The 20,282-nt window shown below is 74.8% G+C and carries 16 protein-coding genes; 12 read left to right on the forward strand and 4 right to left on the reverse strand.

What is annotated here, in order from left to right:
* Nucleotides 1-33 precede the first annotated feature (33 nt).
* A complete protein-coding gene (locus tag ACO229_RS07785) occupies nt 34-1,659 on the forward strand; it encodes a GAF domain-containing protein (protein ID WP_423464438.1) in 1,626 nt (541 codons plus the stop codon).
* 24 nt (nt 1,660-1,683) lie between these two features.
* On the opposite strand, the gene ACO229_RS07790 is transcribed toward ACO229_RS07785, so the two are convergent.
* Nucleotides 1,684-2,694: a zinc-dependent alcohol dehydrogenase gene (locus ACO229_RS07790; RefSeq protein ID WP_423464439.1), complete on the reverse strand. Its 1,011-nt coding sequence runs from the start codon at nt 2,692-2,694 to the stop codon at nt 1,684-1,686.
* A 155-nt stretch (nt 2,695-2,849) separates the two neighbouring features.
* Here ACO229_RS07790 and ACO229_RS07795 point away from each other — a divergent pair, with 155 nt between their 5' ends.
* Nucleotides 2,850-3,845: a zinc-binding alcohol dehydrogenase family protein gene (locus ACO229_RS07795; protein ID WP_423464440.1), complete on the forward strand. Its 996-nt coding sequence runs from the start codon at nt 2,850-2,852 to the stop codon at nt 3,843-3,845.
* 304 nt (nt 3,846-4,149) lie between these two features.
* Nucleotides 4,150-6,684, forward strand: coding sequence for a putative PEP-binding protein (locus ACO229_RS07800; protein ID WP_423465278.1), 2,535 nt, complete (start codon nt 4,150-4,152; stop codon nt 6,682-6,684).
* Between the two features lie 135 nt (nt 6,685-6,819).
* Here the strand turns inward: ACO229_RS07800 and ACO229_RS07805 are convergent, their stop codons facing one another.
* A complete protein-coding gene (locus ACO229_RS07805) occupies nt 6,820-7,806 on the reverse strand; it encodes an Acg family FMN-binding oxidoreductase (RefSeq protein WP_423464442.1) in 987 nt (328 codons plus the stop codon).
* Between the two features lie 218 nt (nt 7,807-8,024).
* Here ACO229_RS07805 and ACO229_RS07810 point away from each other — a divergent pair, with 218 nt between their 5' ends.
* Nucleotides 8,025-9,101: an NAD(P)/FAD-dependent oxidoreductase gene (locus ACO229_RS07810; RefSeq protein WP_423464443.1), complete on the forward strand. Its 1,077-nt coding sequence runs from the start codon at nt 8,025-8,027 to the stop codon at nt 9,099-9,101.
* 332 nt (nt 9,102-9,433) lie between these two features.
* On the opposite strand, the gene ACO229_RS07815 is transcribed toward ACO229_RS07810, so the two are convergent.
* Nucleotides 9,434-10,333: a universal stress protein gene (locus ACO229_RS07815; RefSeq protein ID WP_423464444.1), complete on the reverse strand. Its 900-nt coding sequence runs from the start codon at nt 10,331-10,333 to the stop codon at nt 9,434-9,436.
* 196 nt (nt 10,334-10,529) lie between these two features.
* Here ACO229_RS07815 and ACO229_RS07820 point away from each other — a divergent pair, with 196 nt between their 5' ends.
* The 3 genes from ACO229_RS07820 to ACO229_RS07830 are packed head-to-tail and all read left to right on the forward strand — an operon-like array spanning nt 10,530 to nt 14,270.
* Nucleotides 10,530-10,811, forward strand: a complete 282-nt coding sequence (locus ACO229_RS07820) for a dsRBD fold-containing protein (protein ID WP_423464445.1) — start codon at nt 10,530-10,532, stop codon at nt 10,809-10,811.
* Nucleotides 10,808-11,581, forward strand: coding sequence for an HAD family hydrolase (locus tag ACO229_RS07825; protein WP_423464446.1), 774 nt, complete (start codon nt 10,808-10,810; stop codon nt 11,579-11,581). Before ACO229_RS07820 ends, ACO229_RS07825 begins: the two co-directional genes overlap by 4 nt.
* Nucleotides 11,556-14,270 (forward strand): glycosyl hydrolase family 65 protein, encoded by a 2,715-nt coding sequence (locus ACO229_RS07830; RefSeq protein ID WP_423464447.1) that lies wholly within the window; start codon nt 11,556-11,558, stop codon nt 14,268-14,270. Before ACO229_RS07825 ends, ACO229_RS07830 begins: the two co-directional genes overlap by 26 nt.
* Here ACO229_RS07830 and ACO229_RS07835 read toward each other — a convergent pair.
* Complete coding sequence (locus ACO229_RS07835; protein ID WP_423464448.1) at nt 14,257-14,931, reverse strand: PIG-L deacetylase family protein; 675 nt, start codon at nt 14,929-14,931, stop codon at nt 14,257-14,259. The genes ACO229_RS07830 and ACO229_RS07835 overlap by 14 nt on opposite strands.
* A gap of 243 nt (nt 14,932-15,174) precedes the next feature.
* On the opposite strand from ACO229_RS07835, the gene ACO229_RS07840 reads away from it, so the two are divergent.
* The 5 genes from ACO229_RS07840 (at nt 15,175) to kdpB (ending at nt 20,273) form a co-directional block, all read left to right on the forward strand.
* The gene (locus ACO229_RS07840; RefSeq protein ID WP_423464449.1) at nt 15,175-16,110 is read left to right on the forward strand and encodes a universal stress protein; all 936 of its coding nucleotides are present in this window, start codon (nt 15,175-15,177) and stop codon (nt 16,108-16,110) included.
* Between the two features lie 93 nt (nt 16,111-16,203).
* Nucleotides 16,204-16,326, forward strand: a complete 123-nt coding sequence (locus ACO229_RS07845; protein ID WP_397410132.1) for a hypothetical protein — start codon at nt 16,204-16,206, stop codon at nt 16,324-16,326.
* Nucleotides 16,323-16,415 (forward strand): potassium-transporting ATPase subunit F, encoded by a 93-nt coding sequence (locus tag ACO229_RS07850; protein ID WP_397410130.1) that lies wholly within the window; start codon nt 16,323-16,325, stop codon nt 16,413-16,415. The genes ACO229_RS07845 and ACO229_RS07850 overlap by 4 nt, the downstream gene beginning before the upstream one ends.
* A gap of 7 nt (nt 16,416-16,422) precedes the next feature.
* Nucleotides 16,423-18,090, forward strand: a complete 1,668-nt coding sequence (gene kdpA / locus ACO229_RS07855) for a potassium-transporting ATPase subunit KdpA (RefSeq protein WP_423464450.1) — start codon at nt 16,423-16,425, stop codon at nt 18,088-18,090.
* Nucleotides 18,087-20,273: a potassium-transporting ATPase subunit KdpB gene (gene kdpB / locus ACO229_RS07860; protein ID WP_423464451.1), complete on the forward strand. Its 2,187-nt coding sequence runs from the start codon at nt 18,087-18,089 to the stop codon at nt 20,271-20,273. Before kdpA ends, kdpB begins: the two co-directional genes overlap by 4 nt.
* The last annotated feature ends 9 nt before the right edge of the window (nt 20,274-20,282 follow it).

Raw genomic sequence — 20,282 nt, forward strand, 5'->3', positions numbered from 1 at the left:
GGTGGTGCCGCGGGGGCAGGACGGGGGAGTGCGGTGGCGGAGCGTGCCCGCGAACAGGCCGAGCTGTTGCTCGACGCGCTGGCGACGATGGGGCGGGGTCTCGACCTGGAGACCACGCTGAACGAGATCAGTGCGACCGCGGCGCGCCTCGTGGGCGCTCGGTACGCAGCGTTGGGCGTGCTGGGTCCGGACGGGCGCATCGCCCGGTTCCTGACGGTGGGGCTGACGCCGGACCAGGTCCGCGACATCGGCCCGTACCCCACGGGGCACGGCATCCTGGGCGAGCTCATCCGCCACCCCGCGCCGTTGCGGCTGCACGACCTGACCCAGCACCCGGCGTCGGTGGGCTTCCCGCCCAACCATCCGCCGATGCGCGTCTTCCTGGGCGCCCCGCTGAGGGTGCACGGTGCGGCGTTCGGCAACCTCTACCTCACCGAGAAGGAGGGCGGGGGCGACTTCACCGAGGACGACCAGCGGCTCCTGGAGGCGCTGGCGGCGGGTGCGAGCGTGGCCATCGAGAACGCCGACCTGTACGACGAGGCGCGCCTGCGGGAGCGGGCGGCGCAGGCGAACGACGAGATCTCCCGGCAGGTGCTCACCGGCAGCACGCCGGGCGACGTGCTGAACCTCGTGGCCAAGCACGCCCGGCGGGTCGCCGGCGCCGACCTGGCGGTGATCTCCGTGCCCGAGCCGGAGTCGCGGCGCCTGGTGGTGCAGGCGGCGTCCGGCCCTGACACCGACCGGCTGGTCGGCACCATGCTGCCGCCGGACGGCACGTTCGCGTCCGTCGTGATCGGCTCCGGCCGGCCGATGTTCTCCGCCGCGGCGGCCGCCGACGAGCGCGCCCAGCTCTCCTTCGACCTGCGCCACGAGCTCGGGCCGTTCGCGGTGCTGCCGCTGGGCGAGCAGGGCAGTACCCGCGGGGTGCTCGCCGTGGGGCGGTACCTCGGCGGGGCGCCGTTCTCCGCCGTCGTCGTGGAGGCGCTGGAGGGGTTCGCGGCGCAGGCCGCCGTCGCCCTGGAGCTGGCCGAGCACCGTGTCGACGTGGAGCGGCTCGCCGTGCTGCGGGACCGTGACCGCATCGCCAGGGACCTGCACGACCTGGCGATCCAGCGGCTGTACGCGACGGGGCTGTCCCTGCACACGCTGAGCCGGGGGCTCGGTGGCGAGGGCGCCGAACGGGTGGAGCGGGCGGTGGACGAGATCGACGAGACCATCGCCATGATCCGGACCACCATCCACCGGCTGCAGCCCGGCGGTCCGGGCGACCGCCGGGTCGGCCTGCGCTCGCGGGTCATCACGGAGGTGGACACCGCTGCGGGACCGCTCGGCTTCGCCCCGCGCCTGCGGTTCGACGGTCCGGTCGACTCCTCGGTGCCGCCCGACGTCGGCGACCACGTCGTGGCGGTCGTGCGCGAGGGGCTGTCGAACGTGGCGCGGCACGCGCACGCCCGGACGGTGTCGGTGCGCCTGACCGTGACGGACACGGTGGCGCTCGTGGTGACGGACGACGGCGCGGGCGTGCCCGAGGGCGTCGCGTTCAGCGGCCTGCGCAACCTCGCCCGGCGGGCCACCGAGCTGGGCGGGTCGCTGAGCATCGGGCCGGGTCCGGCGAACGGCACCCGCCTGGAGTGGCGGGTGCCGCTCGACGGAGCCTGACCGGACCCGGTCAGGCCCCGGCCCTCACAGGCCGAACACGATGCGTGCCGGCACCCGGCCGGCGAGCACGTCCGTCATGGACTCGTTCACCTCGTCGAGCTTGCGCTCGGTCGCGACCACCTCGGTCCGGCCCGCCGCGTGCAGGGCGAACACGTCGGCGAGGTCGTTGCGGGTGCCGACGATCGAGCCGATCACCGAGATGCCCTTCAGGACGGTGTCGAAGATCGGCAGCTGGATGGTGCCGTGCGCGGGCAGGGCGACGCAGACCAGCCGCCCGCCGCGGCGCAGCGACGCGAAGGCCTGGTCGAACGAGGCCGGCGACGCGGCCAGCGCGACCGCGACGTCGGCCCCGCCGAGCCGCTGGATCGCCTGGGCCGGGTCCTCGCGGGCGGCGTTGACCACGTGGTCGGCGCCGAGCCGGGCCGCCAGGTCCAGCTTGTGGTCCTCCAGGTCCACGGCCACCGTGAACGCCCCCGCGATCCGGGCGTACTGCAGCGCCAGGTGCCCGAGACCGCCGACGCCGAAGATCGCCACGGTCTCGGCCGGCGCCACGCCGGCCACCCTGATCGCCTTGTAGGTGGTCACGCCCGCGCAGGTCAGGGGCGCGGCGTCCAGCGACGACACGTCGTCGGGCACCGGGGTCGCGAACGCGGCGGGCACAACGGCGTACTCGGCGAACGCCCCGTTCACCGAGTAGCCGGAGTTGGCCTGCTTCTCGCACAGGGTCTCCCGGCCGCTGATGCAGTAGCGGCACTCGCCGCACGCGCTGCCGAGCCACGCGATGGCGACGCGCTGCCCGGGACTGCGGCCGTGCACGCCCTCGCCGAGCCGCTCGATGCGGCCGACGCCCTCGTGCCCCGGCACGAACGGCGGGTGCGGCTTGACCGGCCAGTCGCCGTGCGCGGCGTGGATGTCGGTGTGGCACAGACCGCTGGTCTCGATCCGGACCAGGACCTGACCGGGTCCGGGCTCGGGGACGGGCACGTCCATGACCTGCAGCGGTGCGGTGAAGTCGGTGACGACGGCGGCCTTCATGACAGCTCCGATCGGAGAGGGTGTGCTGACGGTTCAACACCACTGCGCGAGAGCCGGCGCGAAGCAGAGGCCAACGTCCTGACACCCGACGGGCGAAGGTCCCCGCGACTGCCCCGGCGCTGGCGGCCGGGCGGCGGACTGGTCATGGTGGAGGCATGGACATGCGGGCATGGGTCACCGGGAGCACGGTGGGCAGCCTCGCCCTGCGCCAGGTGCCCGTGCCCCGGCCCGGTCCGGACGAGGTGCTGGTGCGGGTCGAGGCCTGCGGCGTGTGCCGCACCGACCTGCACGTCGTGGACCGCGAGCTGCCCGTGCACCTGCCGCACGTGGTGCCCGGGCACCAGGTGGTCGGCGTCGTCGAGGAGACCGGCCCCGCCGTGCGGCACCTGCGGCGCGGCGACCGCGTGGGGGTGGCGTGGCTGCGCCGCACCTGCGGCGCGTGCCGGTGGTGCCGCGAGGGGCAGGAGAACCTCTGCCCCGACTCGCGGTACACCGGGTGGGACGCCCACGGCGGCTTCGCCGAGCACACCACCGTGCCCGAGGCCTACGCCTACCGGCTGCGCGCCGACCGGGACCCCGCCGAGGTGGCCCCGCTCCTGTGCGCCGGCATCATCGGGTACCGGGCGCTGACCCGCACCGGCCTGCGCGCCGGCGGCCGGCTCGGCCTGTACGGCTACGGGTCCAGCGCGCACCTCACCGCACGCCTGGCCGTCGCGTGCGGCGCGGAGGTCTACGTCATGACGCGCGGCGCCGCCAACCGGGACCTGGCCCGGCGCACCGGCGCCCGGTTCGCCGGGGCCGCGACCGACCGGCCGCCCGAGCCGGTCGACGCCGCGATCGTCTTCGCCCCGGCCGGCGAGCTCGTGCCGCTCGCCCTCCAGGCCACCGAACGGGGCGGCACCGTGGTGCTGGCGGGTATCCACATGAGCGACCTGCCCGCCATGTCGTACACCGAGCACCTCTTCTACGAGCGCGACCTGCGCACCGTCACCGCCAACACCCGCGCCGACGGCGCCGCGTTCCTGCGGCTGGCCCGCACGCTCCGGATCGTCCCGGAGGTGACCCGCTACCCCTTCGACCGGACGGACGAGGCGCTCGCGGACCTCCGGTCGGGGGCGGCGTCGGGCTCGCTGGTCGTGACACCCGGCTGACAGGACGACCCGGGCCGTCGCGGGGCTCGTCCGCCTGGTCGAGGGGGACCTACGTCCCCGCCGTGCGGGGCCGACGGCCCTGACCCGTCTCGCACCGGCCGGGCGAGGCTGGCAGCGTGGCCGGGCCGCCCCGCCCCGGCACGGCCGCCGGAGACACGGCACACGGGCGCGGACCGACGGAGGCGCGATGACCACGCATGCGGAGAGCCGGACCGGATCGGCCACCACGGGCGCGCCGCCGCCGACGTCGGCACCACCGGCGGACGGGCGGCTGGTCTACGACCTGTCGGAGGGGAACGCCGGGATGCGCTCCCTGCTCGGCGGCAAGGGCGCGGGCGTCGCGGAGATGCGGCGCATCGGCGTACCCGTCCCCGACGGCTTCACGGTGACCACCGCGGCGTGCGTCGCCGCCATGCGAGGCGGCGGCACCTGGCCCGACGGACTCTGGGGCGAGATCCAGGCCCACCTCGACGCCCTGGAACGCCGCACCGGCCGGGTGCTGGGCGCCGCCGAGCGCCCGCTGCTGGTGTCCGTGCGGTCGGGCGCCGTGTTCTCCATGCCGGGGATGATGGACACCATCCTCAACCTGGGCATCTCGGAGCAGTCCGCCGCCGGCCTCGCGGCCGAGTCAGGCGACCCGCGGTTCGCGTGGGACTCCTACCGCCGGTTCGTGCAGATGTACGGCGAGGTGGTCGAAGGCGTCCCGGGACAGGCCTTCGAGGACGAGCTCACCGCGCTCAAGGACCGGCGCGGCGCCCGGCAGGACACGGACCTCACGGTCGACGACCTGCGCGACCTCACCGCCACGTTCCGCCGCGTGGCCCGCGAGAGCACCGGCCACGACCTGCCCACCGAGCCGCGCGAGCAGCTCCGGCGGGCGATCGACGCCGTCTTCGCGTCGTGGGACAGCCCCCGGGCGCAGGTCTACCGGCGGCTGAACGACATCCCGGACGACCTGGGCACCGCCGTGAACGTCATGCAGATGGTCTTCGGCAACAAGGGCGGCACCTCCGCGACCGGCGTGTGCTTCACGCGCAACCCGGCCACGGGCGCCAAGGAACGGTACGGCGAGTTCCTCCTCGACGCGCAGGGAGAGGACGTGGTGGCGGGCATCCGCACCCCGCGGCGCCTGCAGGAGCTGGAGACCGTGCTGCCCGAGGCGTACGCCCGGCTCATGTCCGCGATGGACCGGCTGGAGCGCCACTACGGCGACATGCAGGACATCGAGTTCACCGTCGAGGACGGCACGCTCTACCTGCTGCAGGTGCGCACCGGCAAGCGCACCGCCGCGGCGGCCCTCAAGGTCGCGCGTGACCTCGTCGCGGAGGGCCTGATCGACACCGAGACGGCCCTGCGGCGCATCGACCCCGCCCAGCTCGACCAGCTCCTGCACCCCGCGCTCGACCCCGACCACACCGCGACCCCGCTCACCCACGGGCTCAACGCCTCGCCGGGCGCCGCCGTCGGCCGCCTCGTGTTCGACGCCGACACCGCCGCCGCCCAGGGCGTGCTCACCGCGCACGGCGGCATGACGTCGCACGCCGCCGTGGTGGCACGTGGCATGGGCAAGCCGTGCGTCGCGGGCGCCGGCGACCTGCGCATCGACGCCGACGCCCGCACCCTGACCATCGGCGGCACGGTGCTCACCGACGCGGACACCGTCACCCTCGACGGCACCACCGGAGCCGTCTACCCGGGCGCCCTGCCGCTCGTGCCGCCCCGCGTCACCGACGACTTCTCCACCGTCCTGGGCTGGGCCGACGACGTCCGCCGCCTCGGCGTCCGCGCCAACGCCGACACCGGGGCCGACGCCGTCCGCGCCCGCGAGCTCGGCGCCGAGGGCGTGGGCCTGTGCCGCACCGAGCACATGTTCATGGCCACCGACCGCCTGCCCGTCGTGCGCCGCATGATCCTGGCCGACACCGCCGCGTCCCGGCAGGCCGCCCTCGACCAGCTGCTGCCCGTGCAGCAGGCGGACTTCGAGGAGATCTTCACCGCGATGACCGGGCTGCCGGTGGCCGTGCGACTCATCGACCCGCCGCTGCACGAGTTCCTGCCCGACCTGGTGGAGCAGTCGCTGCTGGTGCAGCGGCTGGAAGCCGGCGGCGAGCCCGGTGAGCTGGGGCAGGCGCGCGCCCTCCTGGCCCGGATCACCAGCATGGCCGAGGCGAACCCCATGCTCGGCACCCGCGGCGTCCGGCTGACGCTGCTGCACCCGGAGATCGGCGTCATGCAGACCCGCGCGATCGTCCGTGCGGCGCTCGCGGTACGGGCGCGCGGCCTGGACCCGCGCGTGGAGATCATGGTGCCCCTGGTCGGGTACGCCGAGGAGCTGCGGCGCATGCGCGAGATCGTCGTGGCCACCGCCGACGAGGAGCTGGCCGCCGCCGGCGTCACCGACCTGGCCTACCGCGTCGGCACCATGATCGAGCTGCCGCGTGCCGCGCTGACGGCGGGCGAGATCGCCGAGCACGCCGACTTCTTCTCGTTCGGTACGAACGACCTGACCCAGACGACGATCGGCGTCTCCCGCGACGACGCCGAGGGCTCCTTCCTGGCGGCGTACCTGGAGGAGGGCATCGTGCCCGCCGACCCCTTCGCCTCCCTCGACGCGGACGGCGTGGGCGAGCTCGTCCGGACTGGCGTCGAGCGCGGGCTGCGCACCCGGCCCGACCTGGAGACCGGCGTCTGCGGGGAGCACGGCGGTGACCCGGCGTCGATCACGCTGCTCGACAGGATCGGCGTGGACTACGTGTCCTGCTCGCCGTACCGCATCCCGGTCGCCCGCCTGGCGGCGGCCCGCGCCCGGCTGGACGATGCGGCGCGTGACGATGCGTGACGATGCGTGGCCCTCGCCCACCGAAGGTGCGCTTCTAGCCAGTCATTGGGACCACCAACTAGGGTCGTGGTGGGCCGGATGACTGGGTAGAAGCGCACTTCAGGCGCTGATGGCTGGTTCACCCGCCGTCCCGTGTCACGCCGTCGGCCGGCTGCGCCACGGTGTCCACGGGCGGACGGCGTCGTGCCGCGGGCGGGTGCGGCGGGGTGTGTGCTCCGCCTGGGGGCTGGTGCCCAGCCGCATGAGCATCTGCGGGTAGGCGTGCAGGGACAGGGCCTGGCGCAGGTCGTGCCGGGTCGTGGGGTTCTCCAGGACGGTGGTGGCGAACGACGCGTGCACGAAGTGCGTGGTGGCCACCAGCAGCGCGTGCTCCAGGGCCTGGCCGGCCGCGACCCAGTCCCGGGGGGAGTCGCCGGGCGTGGTCAGCACGGCAAGCGTCGAGTGCCGCTCGAACGGCTCCCGGCCCCGGCTGGCGTTGAACCGGCGCACGGGGGCGTCCGGGTTGGTCGGTGCGCGTCCGAGCAGGTGCTCCGGGATGCCGTCGTCGCGGCCCGGCCAGGTGGCGGTCCACGCGGCCTCCTCGTCGCGTGCGGCCATGTCCTCCGCCGCGACCGCCTCGGCGCGGCGCACCAGCGCGAGCACCTCCGGCCGCGAGGGATCGGAGGGCTGGATCGTGCGCATGCTGGCGCCCTCGGCGTACGCGGCGCGCTGGATCGCGACCAGCACGTCGGCCGGCAGCGGCCGGTCCTCGAAGGGGACGCGGGACGTCGTCCGGTGCTCGATCGCGACGGACAGCTCCAGCTCGTCGTCGCCCGGGTCGTCGCCCGGTTCGAGCGTGATCTGCGCGACGAGCAGGTCGTCCTCCGGATCGGGCAGCACCGTGACCACCGCGGTGAGCGACTCCCGGCGGGCCGCGACGCGCGCGTTGAACAGGAACGCCCCGCAGCTGATCAGCATCTCCCGGCCCTGCGGGTCGCTGTGCCGTAGCTGCCGCGACGGGTCGGCGCGGAGCGTCACCGTGCGGTCGCTCGTCGCCACCCGCCAGGGCTGGGTGTTCAGGACGCTCGGCGCGTCCCCGGCGGCGTTCAGGATCCTCTCGACCCGTGCGTCGACGATGTCCATGGTCCGTCTCCCTCCGTCTCCTGCGGGGTCGCGCCGGCGGGTCCGGCGGGCCCCGTGCCGCGTCGTCGCGGTCTGGGCCACTCGTGCTCTGCGCCCAGCACACCACCCGTCCCGAGGGGCCAGCAGGGCTGCTGGTCCCGTCTTGCCCGGGCGAACGTCCCGCACCGCGACGACCAAGGCCCCTACGGGGCGCACCGTCCGGTGTCGACACTGGGGGCATGACCGGACGAGTCGTGATCCTTGGTGGTCCCGGCGGCGCGCCGTCGGCCGTCCGGTTGCGGCGCACGCTCGGCGACGACGTCGAGATCACCGTCGTCGACCAGGGCAACCGGCACGTCTACCAGCCCGGGCTGCTGTTCGCGCCGTTCGGCCTGTCCCCGCTCGACAGCCTGGTCCGGCCCCGCCGGCGGCAGCTGCGGCCGGGCGTCGGCTACCGCTGCGGCGTCGTGCAGCGGGTGGACCTCGACCACGACCGCGTGCACCTGGCCGACGGCGCGGTGCTGCCCTACGACCTCCTGGTGATCGCGACCGGCGCACGGTTGCTGCCCGAGGAGACCGAGGGCCTCGCGACGCCGCTGCGGCCCGCGCAGGTGCACGCGTTCGGCGACCACGAGGGCGCCCGGGCCCTCGCCCGGGCCCTGGCCGCGTTCGACGGCGGCCGGCTCGTGGTCGACGTCGTCGACATGCCGACCGCGTGCCCGGTGGCGCCCCTGGAGTTCTGCTTCCTGGCCGACTGGTACTTCCGGCGGCGCGGTATCCGCGACGTGGTCTCGCTGACCTACGTCACCCCGCTGGACGCGGCGTTCACCAAGCCCGTCGCCGCCGCGGCACTGGCCGGCCTGCTCGCCCGCAAGGACATCGACCTGGTCACCGAGTTCACCACCGGGAGCGTCGAGGACGCCGACGGGGCCGGCGGCCGCCTCGTGTCGTTCGACGAGCGGGAGGTCCCCTTCGACCTGGCGGTGATGGTGCCCCTGCACGGCGGCGCAGCCTACGTGGAGGCCTCGGACGGTCTGGGCGACGAGCTCGGCTTCGTGCCCGTCGGCCCGCGTTCCGTGCGGTCCACGGCGCGGCCCGACGTCTTCGTCCTCGGCGACGCCGCAGCGGTGCCGACCTCGAAGGCGGGCTCCGGCACGCACGTCGAGGGCGAGATCCTCACCCGGACCGTCGCCCGGTTCCTCGCCGCCGAACGTGCCGCCAACCCCGCCGACCAGCGTGCCGGCCACCGTGCGGGCCCGGGGCCGGCCACCGCGGTCGACGACCTCGCGGCGGCCGGTCGGATCGTCCCCACCTGATCGCCCCTCGCCCCGTGCCGGGTCTCGCAGCCGTCGTCCCCTGGCAGCCCTCGTCCCCTGGCCCCCGTCCCGTGCCGGGTCTCGCGGCCCCCGGCCTCGCGGCCCTCGGCCTTGCGGCCTCGGCCTTGCGGCCTCGGCCTTGCGGCCTCGGCCTTGCGGCCTCGGCCTTGCGGCCTCGGCCTTGCGGCCTCGGCCTTGCGGCCTCGGCCTTGCGGCCTCGGCCTTGCGGCCTCGGCCTTGCGGCCTCGACCTTGCGGCCTCGACCTTGCAGCCTCGCAGCCCCGACCTCGCAGCCCCGACCTCGCAGCCCCCGTCGTCGGAGCCGCCGGGCCTCAGGACCGCGGCAGCGGGACGACGGCGACCGGGCACGCTGCGTGATGGATCAGGGCCTGGCTGGTCGACCCGAGCAGCAGCCCGCGGAACCCGCCCCGGCCGCGCGTCCCGACCACGACGAGCTGCGCGCGCTCGGCGTGCTCGAGCAGCACCCGGGTCGGCCCCTCCCGGACCACCACCTCCTCGACCCGGACGCCCGGGTGCCGCGCGCGGTCCTGGGCCAGCCACGTGCTCAGCTGCTCCGACTCGTGCCGCTCGATGGCGTCCCACGCGGTGGTCAGCTCCCACACCGTCGTCACGGGCAGGTCGCTCCAGGCATGCACGGCCACGAGCGGGACGCCGCGCGCCGACGCCGCCTCGAACGCGAACGTGACGGCCGCCCGGCTGGTGCCCGAACCGTCCACACCGACCACCACCGGGCCGGTCTGCGGACCGTCCGGCGGGGTGGTGCCGGGCGGTTCGGCCGTGCGGACCACCACCACCGGGCAGTGCGCGTGCGTGCTGACCGCCACCGCGATCGACCCGATGACCAGCCCGCTGAAACCACCGAGGCCTCGGTCCCCGAGCACCACCATGCCGGCGGACGCCGACCGCCCGATCAGGCGCGCCGCGACCGAGCCGCCCACCAGGTCGGTGCGCGTGACGACCCCTGGGGCCGCGTCGCGGGCCGCTGCCTCGGCCTCGTCGAGCCACTGCCGGCCTTGCGCGATCAGCGCGTCCTGGTACGCCCCGAGCGCCACCGCGTGCGGCACGCTCACCGGCACCGGGGTCCAGACGTGCGCGAGCACCAGCGGCACGTCCCGCCGGGCGGCCTCCAGCGCGGCCCAGCGGGCCGCCCGGGTGGCCGACTCCGAGCCGTCGACCCCGACCAGCACGGGGCCCGTCGTCGTCTGGGTCATCTCGGTCTCCTCGGTCGGCGCGGGGCGGCCTGGCGCGGCCGCCACCTCCCACGCTAGGCAGCGCGGGCCCGGGCGCCCCGTGCCGTCGGTCCCGGGGTTGCGGGCCCATGGTCCCTGGTGCCGCACGGACCGCCGGAGAAGGGTGGGAGCACGCCCGCCGCGCGCGGGGCGGAACCCGACCGACGGGAGCAGTGCCATGACCCACACCTGGAACGTCTCCATCCGGCTCTTCGACGCGGACGACATCGAGCGCTCCGGCACCCTGACCGCCGCCCACGCCGTGCTGACCACGTCGAGCGGCACCACGCTCGCCGGGCACGGCCGGGCCCGGCGCAACCCGCAGGACGCGCAGGTCGCCGAGATCGGCGAGGAGCTCGCGGCCGCCCGCGCCCTGCGCGACCTGGCGGACCGGCTGCTGCGGGCGACGTCGGACGACATCGCCCAGATCGAGCACCACCCGGTCCACGTGCACCCATGACCGGTCCCGCGGTCCTGGACCTGGCGGCGGTCGACGCCGTCGTGCTGGACACGGACGGCGTGGTCACCGACACCGCCCGCACCCACGCGGCGGCCTGGAAACGCGCCTTCGACGAGGTGCTCCGGGACGCCTCCGCGCGCTCGGGACGCCCGCAGCCGCCGTTCGACGTCGAGCGGGACTACCTGCCCTACGTCGACGGCCGGGCACGGGCCGACGGCGCGCGGGCGTTCCTGGCGTCGCGCGGGATCGTGCTGCCCGAGGGGCCCGGCGCCGGCACGCTCGACGCCCTGCTGGCGCGCAAGAACCGCTCCTTCCTCGCGGAGGTGGCCGGGCACGGGGTGCGCGCCTTCCCGTCCACGGTGGCCCTGCTGCGCGAGCTGCGGCGGGGCGGCGTCCGCGTCGCGGTGGTCTCGGCCAGCCGCAACTGTGCCCGGGTGCTGCACGCGGCGGGTATGGACGGCCTCGTGGACGTGCGGGTGGACGGCGTCGACGCCGACCGGCTGGGCCTGGCGGGCAAGCCGGACCCCGCGCTGTTCCTGGAGGCGGCGCGGCGCCTGGGCGTACCACCGGGCCGGTGCGCGGTGGTCGAGGACGCCCTGGTCGGGGTGGAGGCAGGCCGGACCGGGGGTTTCGCCGTGGTGATCGGGGTGGACCGGCACGGCCGCCTCGCCTGGGAGATGCGCGAGGCGGGAGCGGACGTCGTGGTGGCGGACCTGGCCGACGTCGTCGTGGCAAGGAGGGCAGATGCACCGCACCGTCCTGTCGTATGAGGGGTTCGACCCCGCCGCCGAGGGGCTGCGCGAGGCGCTGTGCACGCTCGGCAACGGGTACGTCGCGACGCGCGGCGCCGCCCCGGAGTCGGTGGCCGACGGCGTCCACTACCCGGGCACCTACCTCGCCGGCTGCTACGACCGGCTGATCTCCGTGGTGGCGGGCGCTACGGTGGAGAACGAGGACCTGGTCAACATGCCCAACTGGCTGCCGCTCCGGTTCCGCATCCCGGGCCAGGACTGGTTCACGCTGGACGGCACGGCCGTGCTGGACCACCGGCAGGACCTGGACCTGCGGCAGGGCGTGCTCGTCCGGCGCACGCGGTTCCGGGACCCGGTCGGCCGGGTGCTCGCGGTGACGCAGCGTCGCATCGTGTCGATGCACGACCAGCACGTGGCGGCGCTGGAGACCACCTTCGTGGCGGAGAACTGGTCGGGCACCCTCGAGGTGCGGGCGAGCCTGGACGGGCGGGTGACCAACTCCGGGGTGGCCCGGTACCGGGACCTCGACGGCCGGCACCTGGTCCCGGTGGGCGAGGGGTACGACCCGGGCGCGGGCGTGGCCTGGCTGGAGGTCCGGACGGCCACGTCGCAGGTCCGGGTGGCGCAGGCGGCGGCCGTGGTCGTCGACCTGCCGGAACGGGTGACGGCCGGTTTCGAGCACCGCACCGGGGAGTCGGCGGTCCGGCTGTGGCCGGAGCTGGCCGAAGGGGTGCCGCTGCGGGTCGAGAAGCGCGTCGCGGTCTACACCTCGCGGGACCCGGCCATCTTCGAGCCGCTGCACGCCGCACGCCGGCACGCCGCCCGGATCCCGCCGTTCGACGACCTCCTGGCCGAGCAGGCCCGTTCCTGGGAGCGCCTCTGGGACCGGTGCGCGCTCGTCGTACCGGGCGAGCCGCAGCGGGCGCTCGACCTGTACGTCTTCCACCTGCTGCAGACCCTCTCGGTGCACACGGCGCACCTGGACGCCGGCATGCCTGCCCGCGGCCTGCACGGGGAGGCCTACCGGGGCCACGTGTTCTGGGACGAGCTGTTCGTGTTCCCGTTCCTGCTCCTGTGCCTGCCCCGGGTGGCCCGGTCGCTGCTCATGTACCGCTGGCGGCGCCTGCCCCGGGCCCGGACCGCCGCCGAGGACGCCGGGTACCGGGGCGCGATGTACCCGTGGCAGAGCGGGAGCGACGGCCGCGACGAGACGCAGCGCCTGCACCTCAACCCGGCCTCGGGCCGGTGGGTCGAGGACCACTCGCACCTGCAGCGGCACGTGGGGCTCGCGGTGGCGCACGACGTCTGGCAGTACTACCAGGCCACGGGTGACATGGCGTTCATGCACTCCTACGGCGTCGAGATGCTCGTCGAGATCGCTCGCTTCTGGTGCGCCCTGGCGACGTACGACGCGGACGCCGACCGCTACGACATCCGCGGGGTCATGGGGCCCGACGAGTACCACGACGCCTACCCGGACGCGGCCCGGCCGGGCATCGACAACAACGCCTACACCAACGTCATGGTCACCCGGGTGCTCGGGTACGCGCTGGACGGGCTCGACCTGCTGCCCGAGACGGAGCGCGAGGCCCTGTGCCGCCGGCTCGGCCTGCACGAGCAGGAGCGGGAGCTGTTCGCGCACGTCCGGCGGCGGATGCGCGTGGTGTTCCACGGCGACGGCGTGATCAGCCAGTTCGAGGGTTACGAACGGCTCGCGGAGCTGGACTGGGCGGCCTACCGGGCCCGGTACGGCTCCGTGCGCCGCCTCGACCGGATCCTGGAGGCCGAGGGCGACTCCGTGCACCGGTACCAGGTCTCCAAGCAGGCCGACGTGCTCATGCTGGTCTACCTCCTGGGCGAGCACGGCCTGCGTGACGCGCTGGCGTCGCTCGGCTACGACCTCGACCGCGCGGCGCTCGACCGGACCGTGGACTACTACCTGGCGCGGACCAGCCACGGGTCCACGCTGAGCGCGGTGGTCCACGCCTGGGTGCTCGCCCGCCGGGACCGGCGGGCGTCGTGGCGCTTCTTCCGCGAGGCGCTCGACAGCGACATCGCCGACGTCCAGGGCGGGACCACCGCGGAGGGCGTGCACCTGGGGGCCATGGCGGGCAGCATCGACCTCGTGCAGCGCTGCTACACGGGGCTGGAGCTGTCCGGCGACGTGCTCCGGCTGGCGCCCCGGCTGCCCGACGAGCTCGCGGAGCTGAGCTTCCGCCTGCGCTACCGCGGCCACCGGGGGATCGAGGTGCGGTGCACCCACGACAGCGTGCGCATCAGCGTGCCCCCGTCGCGCCAGCCCGCGATCACGGTCGCGCTGCACGGGCAGGAGCGCACGCTGGGTCCGGGCCAGGCCTGGCTCTGGCGCGCCCCGGCCGGCGAGCCGGGGGAGGTCCCGGGAGGCCCGGGGCACGCGGACGCTCCGGAGCCTGCGGGAGCGGCGGCACCCGCGGCGGACGTGGAACCTGCGGCGGACGTGGAACGTGCGGCCGACGTGGAACCTGCGGCGGACGTGGCGCCTGCGACGGACGTGGCACCCGCGGCGGACGTGGCACCCGCGGCGGACGTGGAACCTGCGGCCGACGTGGCGTCCGCTGTGGACGTGGCGCCGGCCGCGGACCTGGAGCCCGCCGGAACCGAGCCGGAGGCAGCGGCCACGGAGCCGGGTCCCGCACCAGGGCCGTCGGCTGGTCCTACAGGACCGTGAGCAGGTCCCGCGGCCGGTCGGCGCCGCTCAGGGACAGGACCGGGTCCTCGGCCCCGGGAGCGCCCTGGCACGCGATCGCGGCCCGCTGCCGGGCCCGGTCGCAGTCCACCGGGATCATCCCGTCGGCCCGGCCGGCGAGGAGAGGCGGTACGTCTGCGGCGGCGGCCGCCTCCGGCCCCGGCACCCAGCCGTAGACCGGGCAGTGCAGCCTGGCCCCCACACGCCGCGCGGCGCGCATCGCCCGGACGAGGTCCGGGTGGGCGCCGGGGGCGCGGGCGTCGACGGTCAGCACCGCGTCGACCGGCCCGGCGACCGAACGCAGCTCGCACGCGAGGGTCTCGGGCGGGTTCCACTGGAGGTGCGCGGCGCCGTGGTCGAGGAGGACCGCCTCCCGGGCGCCCAGCAGCCGGGTGGCCTGGAGCAGCTCGGCCGCGTCGCCGGGGCGCCGGCGTCGCTCCGGGTCGGGGCCCGGCTCGTGCGTGAGGCACACGATCTGCACGACGGTCCCGGCCGCGGCGAACGCCGCGATGACGCCGCCGAGCGCGTGGGTGACGTCGAAGGGGTGCGAGCACACCACCAGCAGCCGCCTGCTCTCGGGCGGGGGACAGGTCGTCGTCCGACCTTGCGCCGGGGCGACGTCGATGACGGTCGTGGCTCTCATGGCTCCTCCTCGCGGACGGTTCAGCGGACGGCGTCCGGACCCGGACGAACCGGCCCCTGCTCCACGGTTGCTCCGCCGCCCGGGCCGGGGCAGGGGCGAAGGTCCCTCCGCTGCCGGTGAACGTCCTGGGTCACGGTGACCTTTGCCTCGTGCCGCACGCCGGCCCGGACGGCAGGCTCGGAGGGCAGCCAGGGAAAGGCAGCCAGGGAAAGGCGCAGTGCAGAACGAAGGGGAGTGGTGGCCATGAGTGCCGTCGAGCGTCCCGCCCCGGTCGTCGTCGCCGTGGACGGGAGCACGCGCAGCGCGGGTGCGGTCCGGTACGCCGTGGGCGAGGCCCGCAGACGGGGCAGCGGGGTACGCGTGGTCCACGTGGTGCCCGCGCCGTTGCCCGAGGGCGGGCTCTGGCCCGCGCAGGCCGGCGACGTCACCTACCTGGAACGCTCGGGCACCGACACCGTGCGGCGGGAGGTGGCGGCGATCCGCGCCGTCGCCCCGGGCATGGAGGTCGAGCCGGTGGTCGCCGCGGGCCCGCGCGTGGCCCGGCTCGTCGAGGCGGCCGCCACGGGTGGCCTGATGGTGCTCGGCCGCGAGACCCGGCACGGCGTCGAGCGCCTGGTCACGGGGACCACGACGGCGGACGTCGCCGCCCGTGCGGCCGTCCCCGTCGTGGTCGTGCCGGCCCGGTGGCAGGACGGCGGCCACGGCCGGGTCGTCGTCGGGGTCAAGACGCTCGCGGGCGCGGACGAGCTGCTGGCGCACGCGTTCGCCGAGGCCGCGGCGCGGCACGCGGTGCTGCGCGTGGTGCACGCCGTGGAGATCCCGGGCCTCGCCACCGACCTCGGCGTCGCGGCCGCCTACGTGGGCGAGTCGGTGGAGAACGCGTCCCGGTTGCTGCGCCGGCTGGTGGACGACTGGTCGGCCGTGCACCCCGCGGTCGAGGTGGAGACCCGGGTGGTCCAGGGGCTCCCGGACAAGGTCCTGGCGGAGGCCGCCGCCGACGCCGACGTGCTGGTGGTCGCGCGACACCGGCGCGGCCTGCGGCACCCGGTCCGCCTGGGCTCGACGCCGCGAGCGGTGCTGGGCACGTGCGACACGCCGGTCGAGATCCTTCCCCTCCCCGGGGAGCCGACGGCGATGCCCCTCGTGCTCGAGAGCGACGGGGAGGTCCTCAAGGACTGAGCCGTCAGGGACGCGTCAGAGTCCCGCGCCGGGGCGTCAGGAAACCGTCAACGTCTCCGTCCGGGGGTGCCGCGGGGGCGTAGACCAGGCCTTATGAATCTCCTCGACCTGGTGTTCCCGGTGGTGACCGTGGTGTGCTTCGCCGCGATCGCGGTCGTCGCCCGCCGCGCCGCCGCGTCCGACACGTCGTCCGACCCGCTCGGGAGGCGGAAGTGAACCCCTTCGACGCCATCGGCCTCGTCCTGACCCTGGCCGGTCTCGTGTACCTGTTCGTCGCGCTGCTGCGCAGCGACCGGACCCGGTGATCGCGCCGTGACCACCCAGACCTGGTACGCCGTCGCACAGATCGGCGTCCTTCTCGTCCTGCTGGCCGTCGTCCACGCGCCGCTGGGCGCGTACATGGCCCGCGTCTACACCAGCCCGAACCACCTGCGCGTCGAGAAGGCGTTCTACCGCGCCGTCCGCGTGGACCCCGACGCCGAGCAGCGCTGGATCACCTACCTGCTGTCCCTGCTGGGCTTCTCCCTCGTCTCCGTCCTGGTCCTGTACGCCCTGGGCCGGCTGCAGGAGCACCTGCCGTGGAACCTGGGCTTCACGGGCCTGGACCCGGCCGGCGCCTGGAACACGGCGGTCAGCTTCACCACCAACACCAACTGGCAGTGGTACTCGGGTGAGGCCGCCACGGGTCACCTGCTGCAGATGGCGGGCTTCACCGTGCAGAACTTCGTGTCGGCCTCGGTCGGCATGGCCGTCGCGATCGCGCTGGTGCGCGGCTTCGCCCGCTCCGGCACGGACGCGCGCATCGGCAACTTCTGGACCGACCTGACCCGCGGTGTCTCGCGGATCCTGCTGCCGCTCTCGTTCGTCGTCGCGATCGTCCTGATCGCCGCGGGCGTCATCCAGAACCTCGACCCGCACACCGCGATCACCACCGTCGAGGGCGCCACGCAGCACGTACTGGGCGGCCCGGTGGCCTCGCAGGAGGCCGTCAAGGACCTCGGCACCAACGGCGGCGGGTTCTTCAACGCGAACTCCGCGCACCCCTTCGAGAACCCCACCCCGTTCACCAACATCATCGAGATCTTCCTGCTCCTGGTGATCCCGTTCACCCTGCCCCGCACGTTCGGCATCATGGTCGGCGACAAGCGGCAGGGCTGGAGCATCCTCGGCGTCATGGCGGGCCTGTGGGCCCTGGGCGTCGCGCTGGCCACCTGGTCGGAGCTGGCCGGCCCGGGTGCCGCGCCCGAGGCGGCCGGTGCCGCTCTGGAGGGCAAGGAGACCCGGTTCGGGCCGGCGGGCAGCGCGCTGTTCGCGGTGTCCACCACGGCGACGTCCACGGGGTCCGTGAACGCGATGCACGACAGCCTCACGGCGCCCAGCGGCGGCATCACGATCTTCAACATGCTGCTCGGCGAGATCGCTCCCGGCGGCGTCGGGGCGGGCCTGTACGGCATGCTTGTGCTCGCCGTCGTGGCCGTGTTCATCGCGGGCCTCATGGTGGGCCGCACGCCCGAGTACCTGGGCAAGAAGATCGGCCGCCAGGAGATGACGCTGGTGGCGCTCTACGTGCTGACGACGCCGGCGCTCGTGCTGGTCGGCACGGCCCTGTCGGTCGTGACCGAACCGGGTCTGGCCAGCGTCCAGGAGACGGGCCCGCACGGGCTGTCCGAGGTGCTGTACGCCTTCGCCTCGGCCGCCAACAACAACGGCTCGGCCTTCGCGGGCCTGTCCGCCGGCACCCCCTGGTACGAGTGGCTCCAGGGCTTCGCGATGCTCCTGGGCCGCTTCGTCCCGATCGCCCTGGTGCTGGCCCTGGCCGGCCGCCTGGCCGCCCAGACCTCGGTCCCCGCCTCGGCGGGCACGCTGCCCACCCACCGGCCGCTGTTCGCCGGCCTGCTCGCGGGCGTCGCGCTGATCGTCGTCGGCCTCACCTTCATCCCCGTCCTCTCCCTCGGCCCCGTCGTGGAGTCCCTCTCATGAGCACCGTCGCCCAGAACCCGTCCGTCACCACCCCCGGGTCCCCCCGGCCCGACGGCATCCCCGGGCGCGCCCCGCGCCGCCCCCGAGCCCTGACCTGGGCTCAGGTGCGCGAGGCGCTGCCGTCGGCGGTGCGCAAGATGAACCCGCGCGACCTGTGGCACTCCCCGGTCATGTTCGTGGTCGAGGTGGGCGCGGCGCTGTCCACGGTGCTCGCCGTCGTCCAGCCGGCCGTGTTCGCCTGGTGGATCGCGGTGTGGCTGTGGGCCACCGTCCTGTTCGCCACGCTGGCCGAGGCGATCGCCGAGTCCCGTGGCAAGGCGCAGGCCTCCAGCCTGCGCGCCACGCAGCAGCAGACCACCGCGCACAAGGTCGACGCGCCCCGGGACACCCTGGAGTACACCGGTGGCCTGGCGGGGCTGCCCACCGTGGAGGTGCCGTCCTCCACCCTGGTGGTGGGCGACGTCGTCGTGGTCACCGCCGGGCAGACCGTCCCCGGCGACGGCGACGTGATCGAGGGCGTCGCCTCGGTGGACGAGTCGGCGATCACCGGCGAGTCGGCCCCCGTGATCCGGGAGTCCGGCGGTGACCGTTCGGCGGTCACGGGCGGCACCGTGGTGCTGTCCGACCGGATCGTCGTGCGCATCACCGCACCGGCCGGGTCCACGTTCGTGGACCGGATGATCGCCCTGGTCGAGGGCAGCGAGCGCCAGCGCACCCCGAACGAGATCGCGCTGAACATCCTGCTCACGTCGCTGACCATCGTGTTCCTCCTGGCCGTGGCCACACTGCAGCCGTTCGCGATCTACTCCGGGGCCCGGCAGAGCCTGCTCGTGCTGGTCGCGCTGCTGGTCTGCCTCATCCCCACCACGATCGGCGCCCTGCTGAGCGCCATCGGCATCGCGGGCATGGACCGGCTGGTGCAGCGCAACGTGCTGGCCATGTCGGGCCGTGCGGTGGAGGCGGCGGGCGACGTCGACGTGCTGCTGCTCGACAAGACCGGCACCATCACCTACGGCAACCGGCGCGCCACCGAGGTGCTCCCGCTCGGGCGGGTGGCCCCGCGCGAGCTGGCGGAGGCGGCCCGGCTCGCGTCGCTGGCGGACGAGACGCCCGAGGGGCGCAGCATCGTCGAGCTCGTGGACGGCAGGTACGGCACCGTCGAGGAGCTTCCGCTGGACGCCGAGCTCGTGCCCTTCACGGCCCAGACCCGCATGTCGGGCGTGGACGTGCCGCTCACCCGCACCACCGAGGCGGGCGGCGCCGGCCACACCGAGATCCACCGCATCCGCAAGGGTGCCGGCAGCGCGATCCAGCGCTGGGTGCACAGCACCGGGGCACGCGTCTCGGACAAGGAGGCCGCCGAGCTGGACAAGCACGTCGACGCCGTTTCCCGCCTGGGCGGCACCCCGCTCGTGGTCGCGGAGCAGGTCGGCGAGCAGCCCGCGCGCATCCTCGGCGTCGTCCGCCTCAAGGACGTGGTCAAGGAGGGCATGCGCGAGCGGTTCGACGAGCTGCGCGCCATGGGCATCCGCTCCGTCATGGTGACGGGTGACAACCAGGTCACCGCGCGGGCCATCGCGGCCGAGGCGGGCGTGGACGACGTGCTGGCCGAGGCCACCCCCGAGGACAAGCTCGCGCTGATCAAGCGCGAGCAGCAGGGCGGCCGGCTGGTCGCCATGGCGGGCGACGGCACCAACGACGCCCCGGCCCTGGCGCAGTCCGACGTCGGCGTGGCGATGAACACCGGCACCTCGGCCGCCAAGGAGGCCGGGAACATGGTGGACCTCGACTCCGACCCCACCAAGCTCATCGAGATCGTGGAGATCGGCAAGCAGCTCCTCATCACGCGCGGCGCCCTGACCACGTTCTCGGTGGCGAACGACGTCGCCAAGTACTTCGCGATCCTGCCCGCCATGTTCGCGGTCGTGTTCCCGCAGCTCGACGTGCTGAACATCATGCGGCTGTCCAGCCCCGAGTCGGCGATCCTCTCGGCGGTCATCTTCAACGCGCTGATCATCCTCGTGCTCGTGCCGCTCGCCCTGCGCGGCGTGCGGTACCGGCCGGCGTCGGCCTCCGCGCTGCTCAGCCGCAACCTGCTGGTCTACGGACTGGGCGGCCTGGTGGCGCCCTTCCTCGGGATCAAGCTCATCGACCTCGTCGTCTCGCTGCTGCCCGGTCTCTGAGCGGCGCGA

It is taken from the genome of Promicromonospora sp. MS192 (assembly GCF_049532985.1).
GTDB lineage: Bacteria > Actinomycetota > Actinomycetes > Actinomycetales > Cellulomonadaceae > Promicromonospora.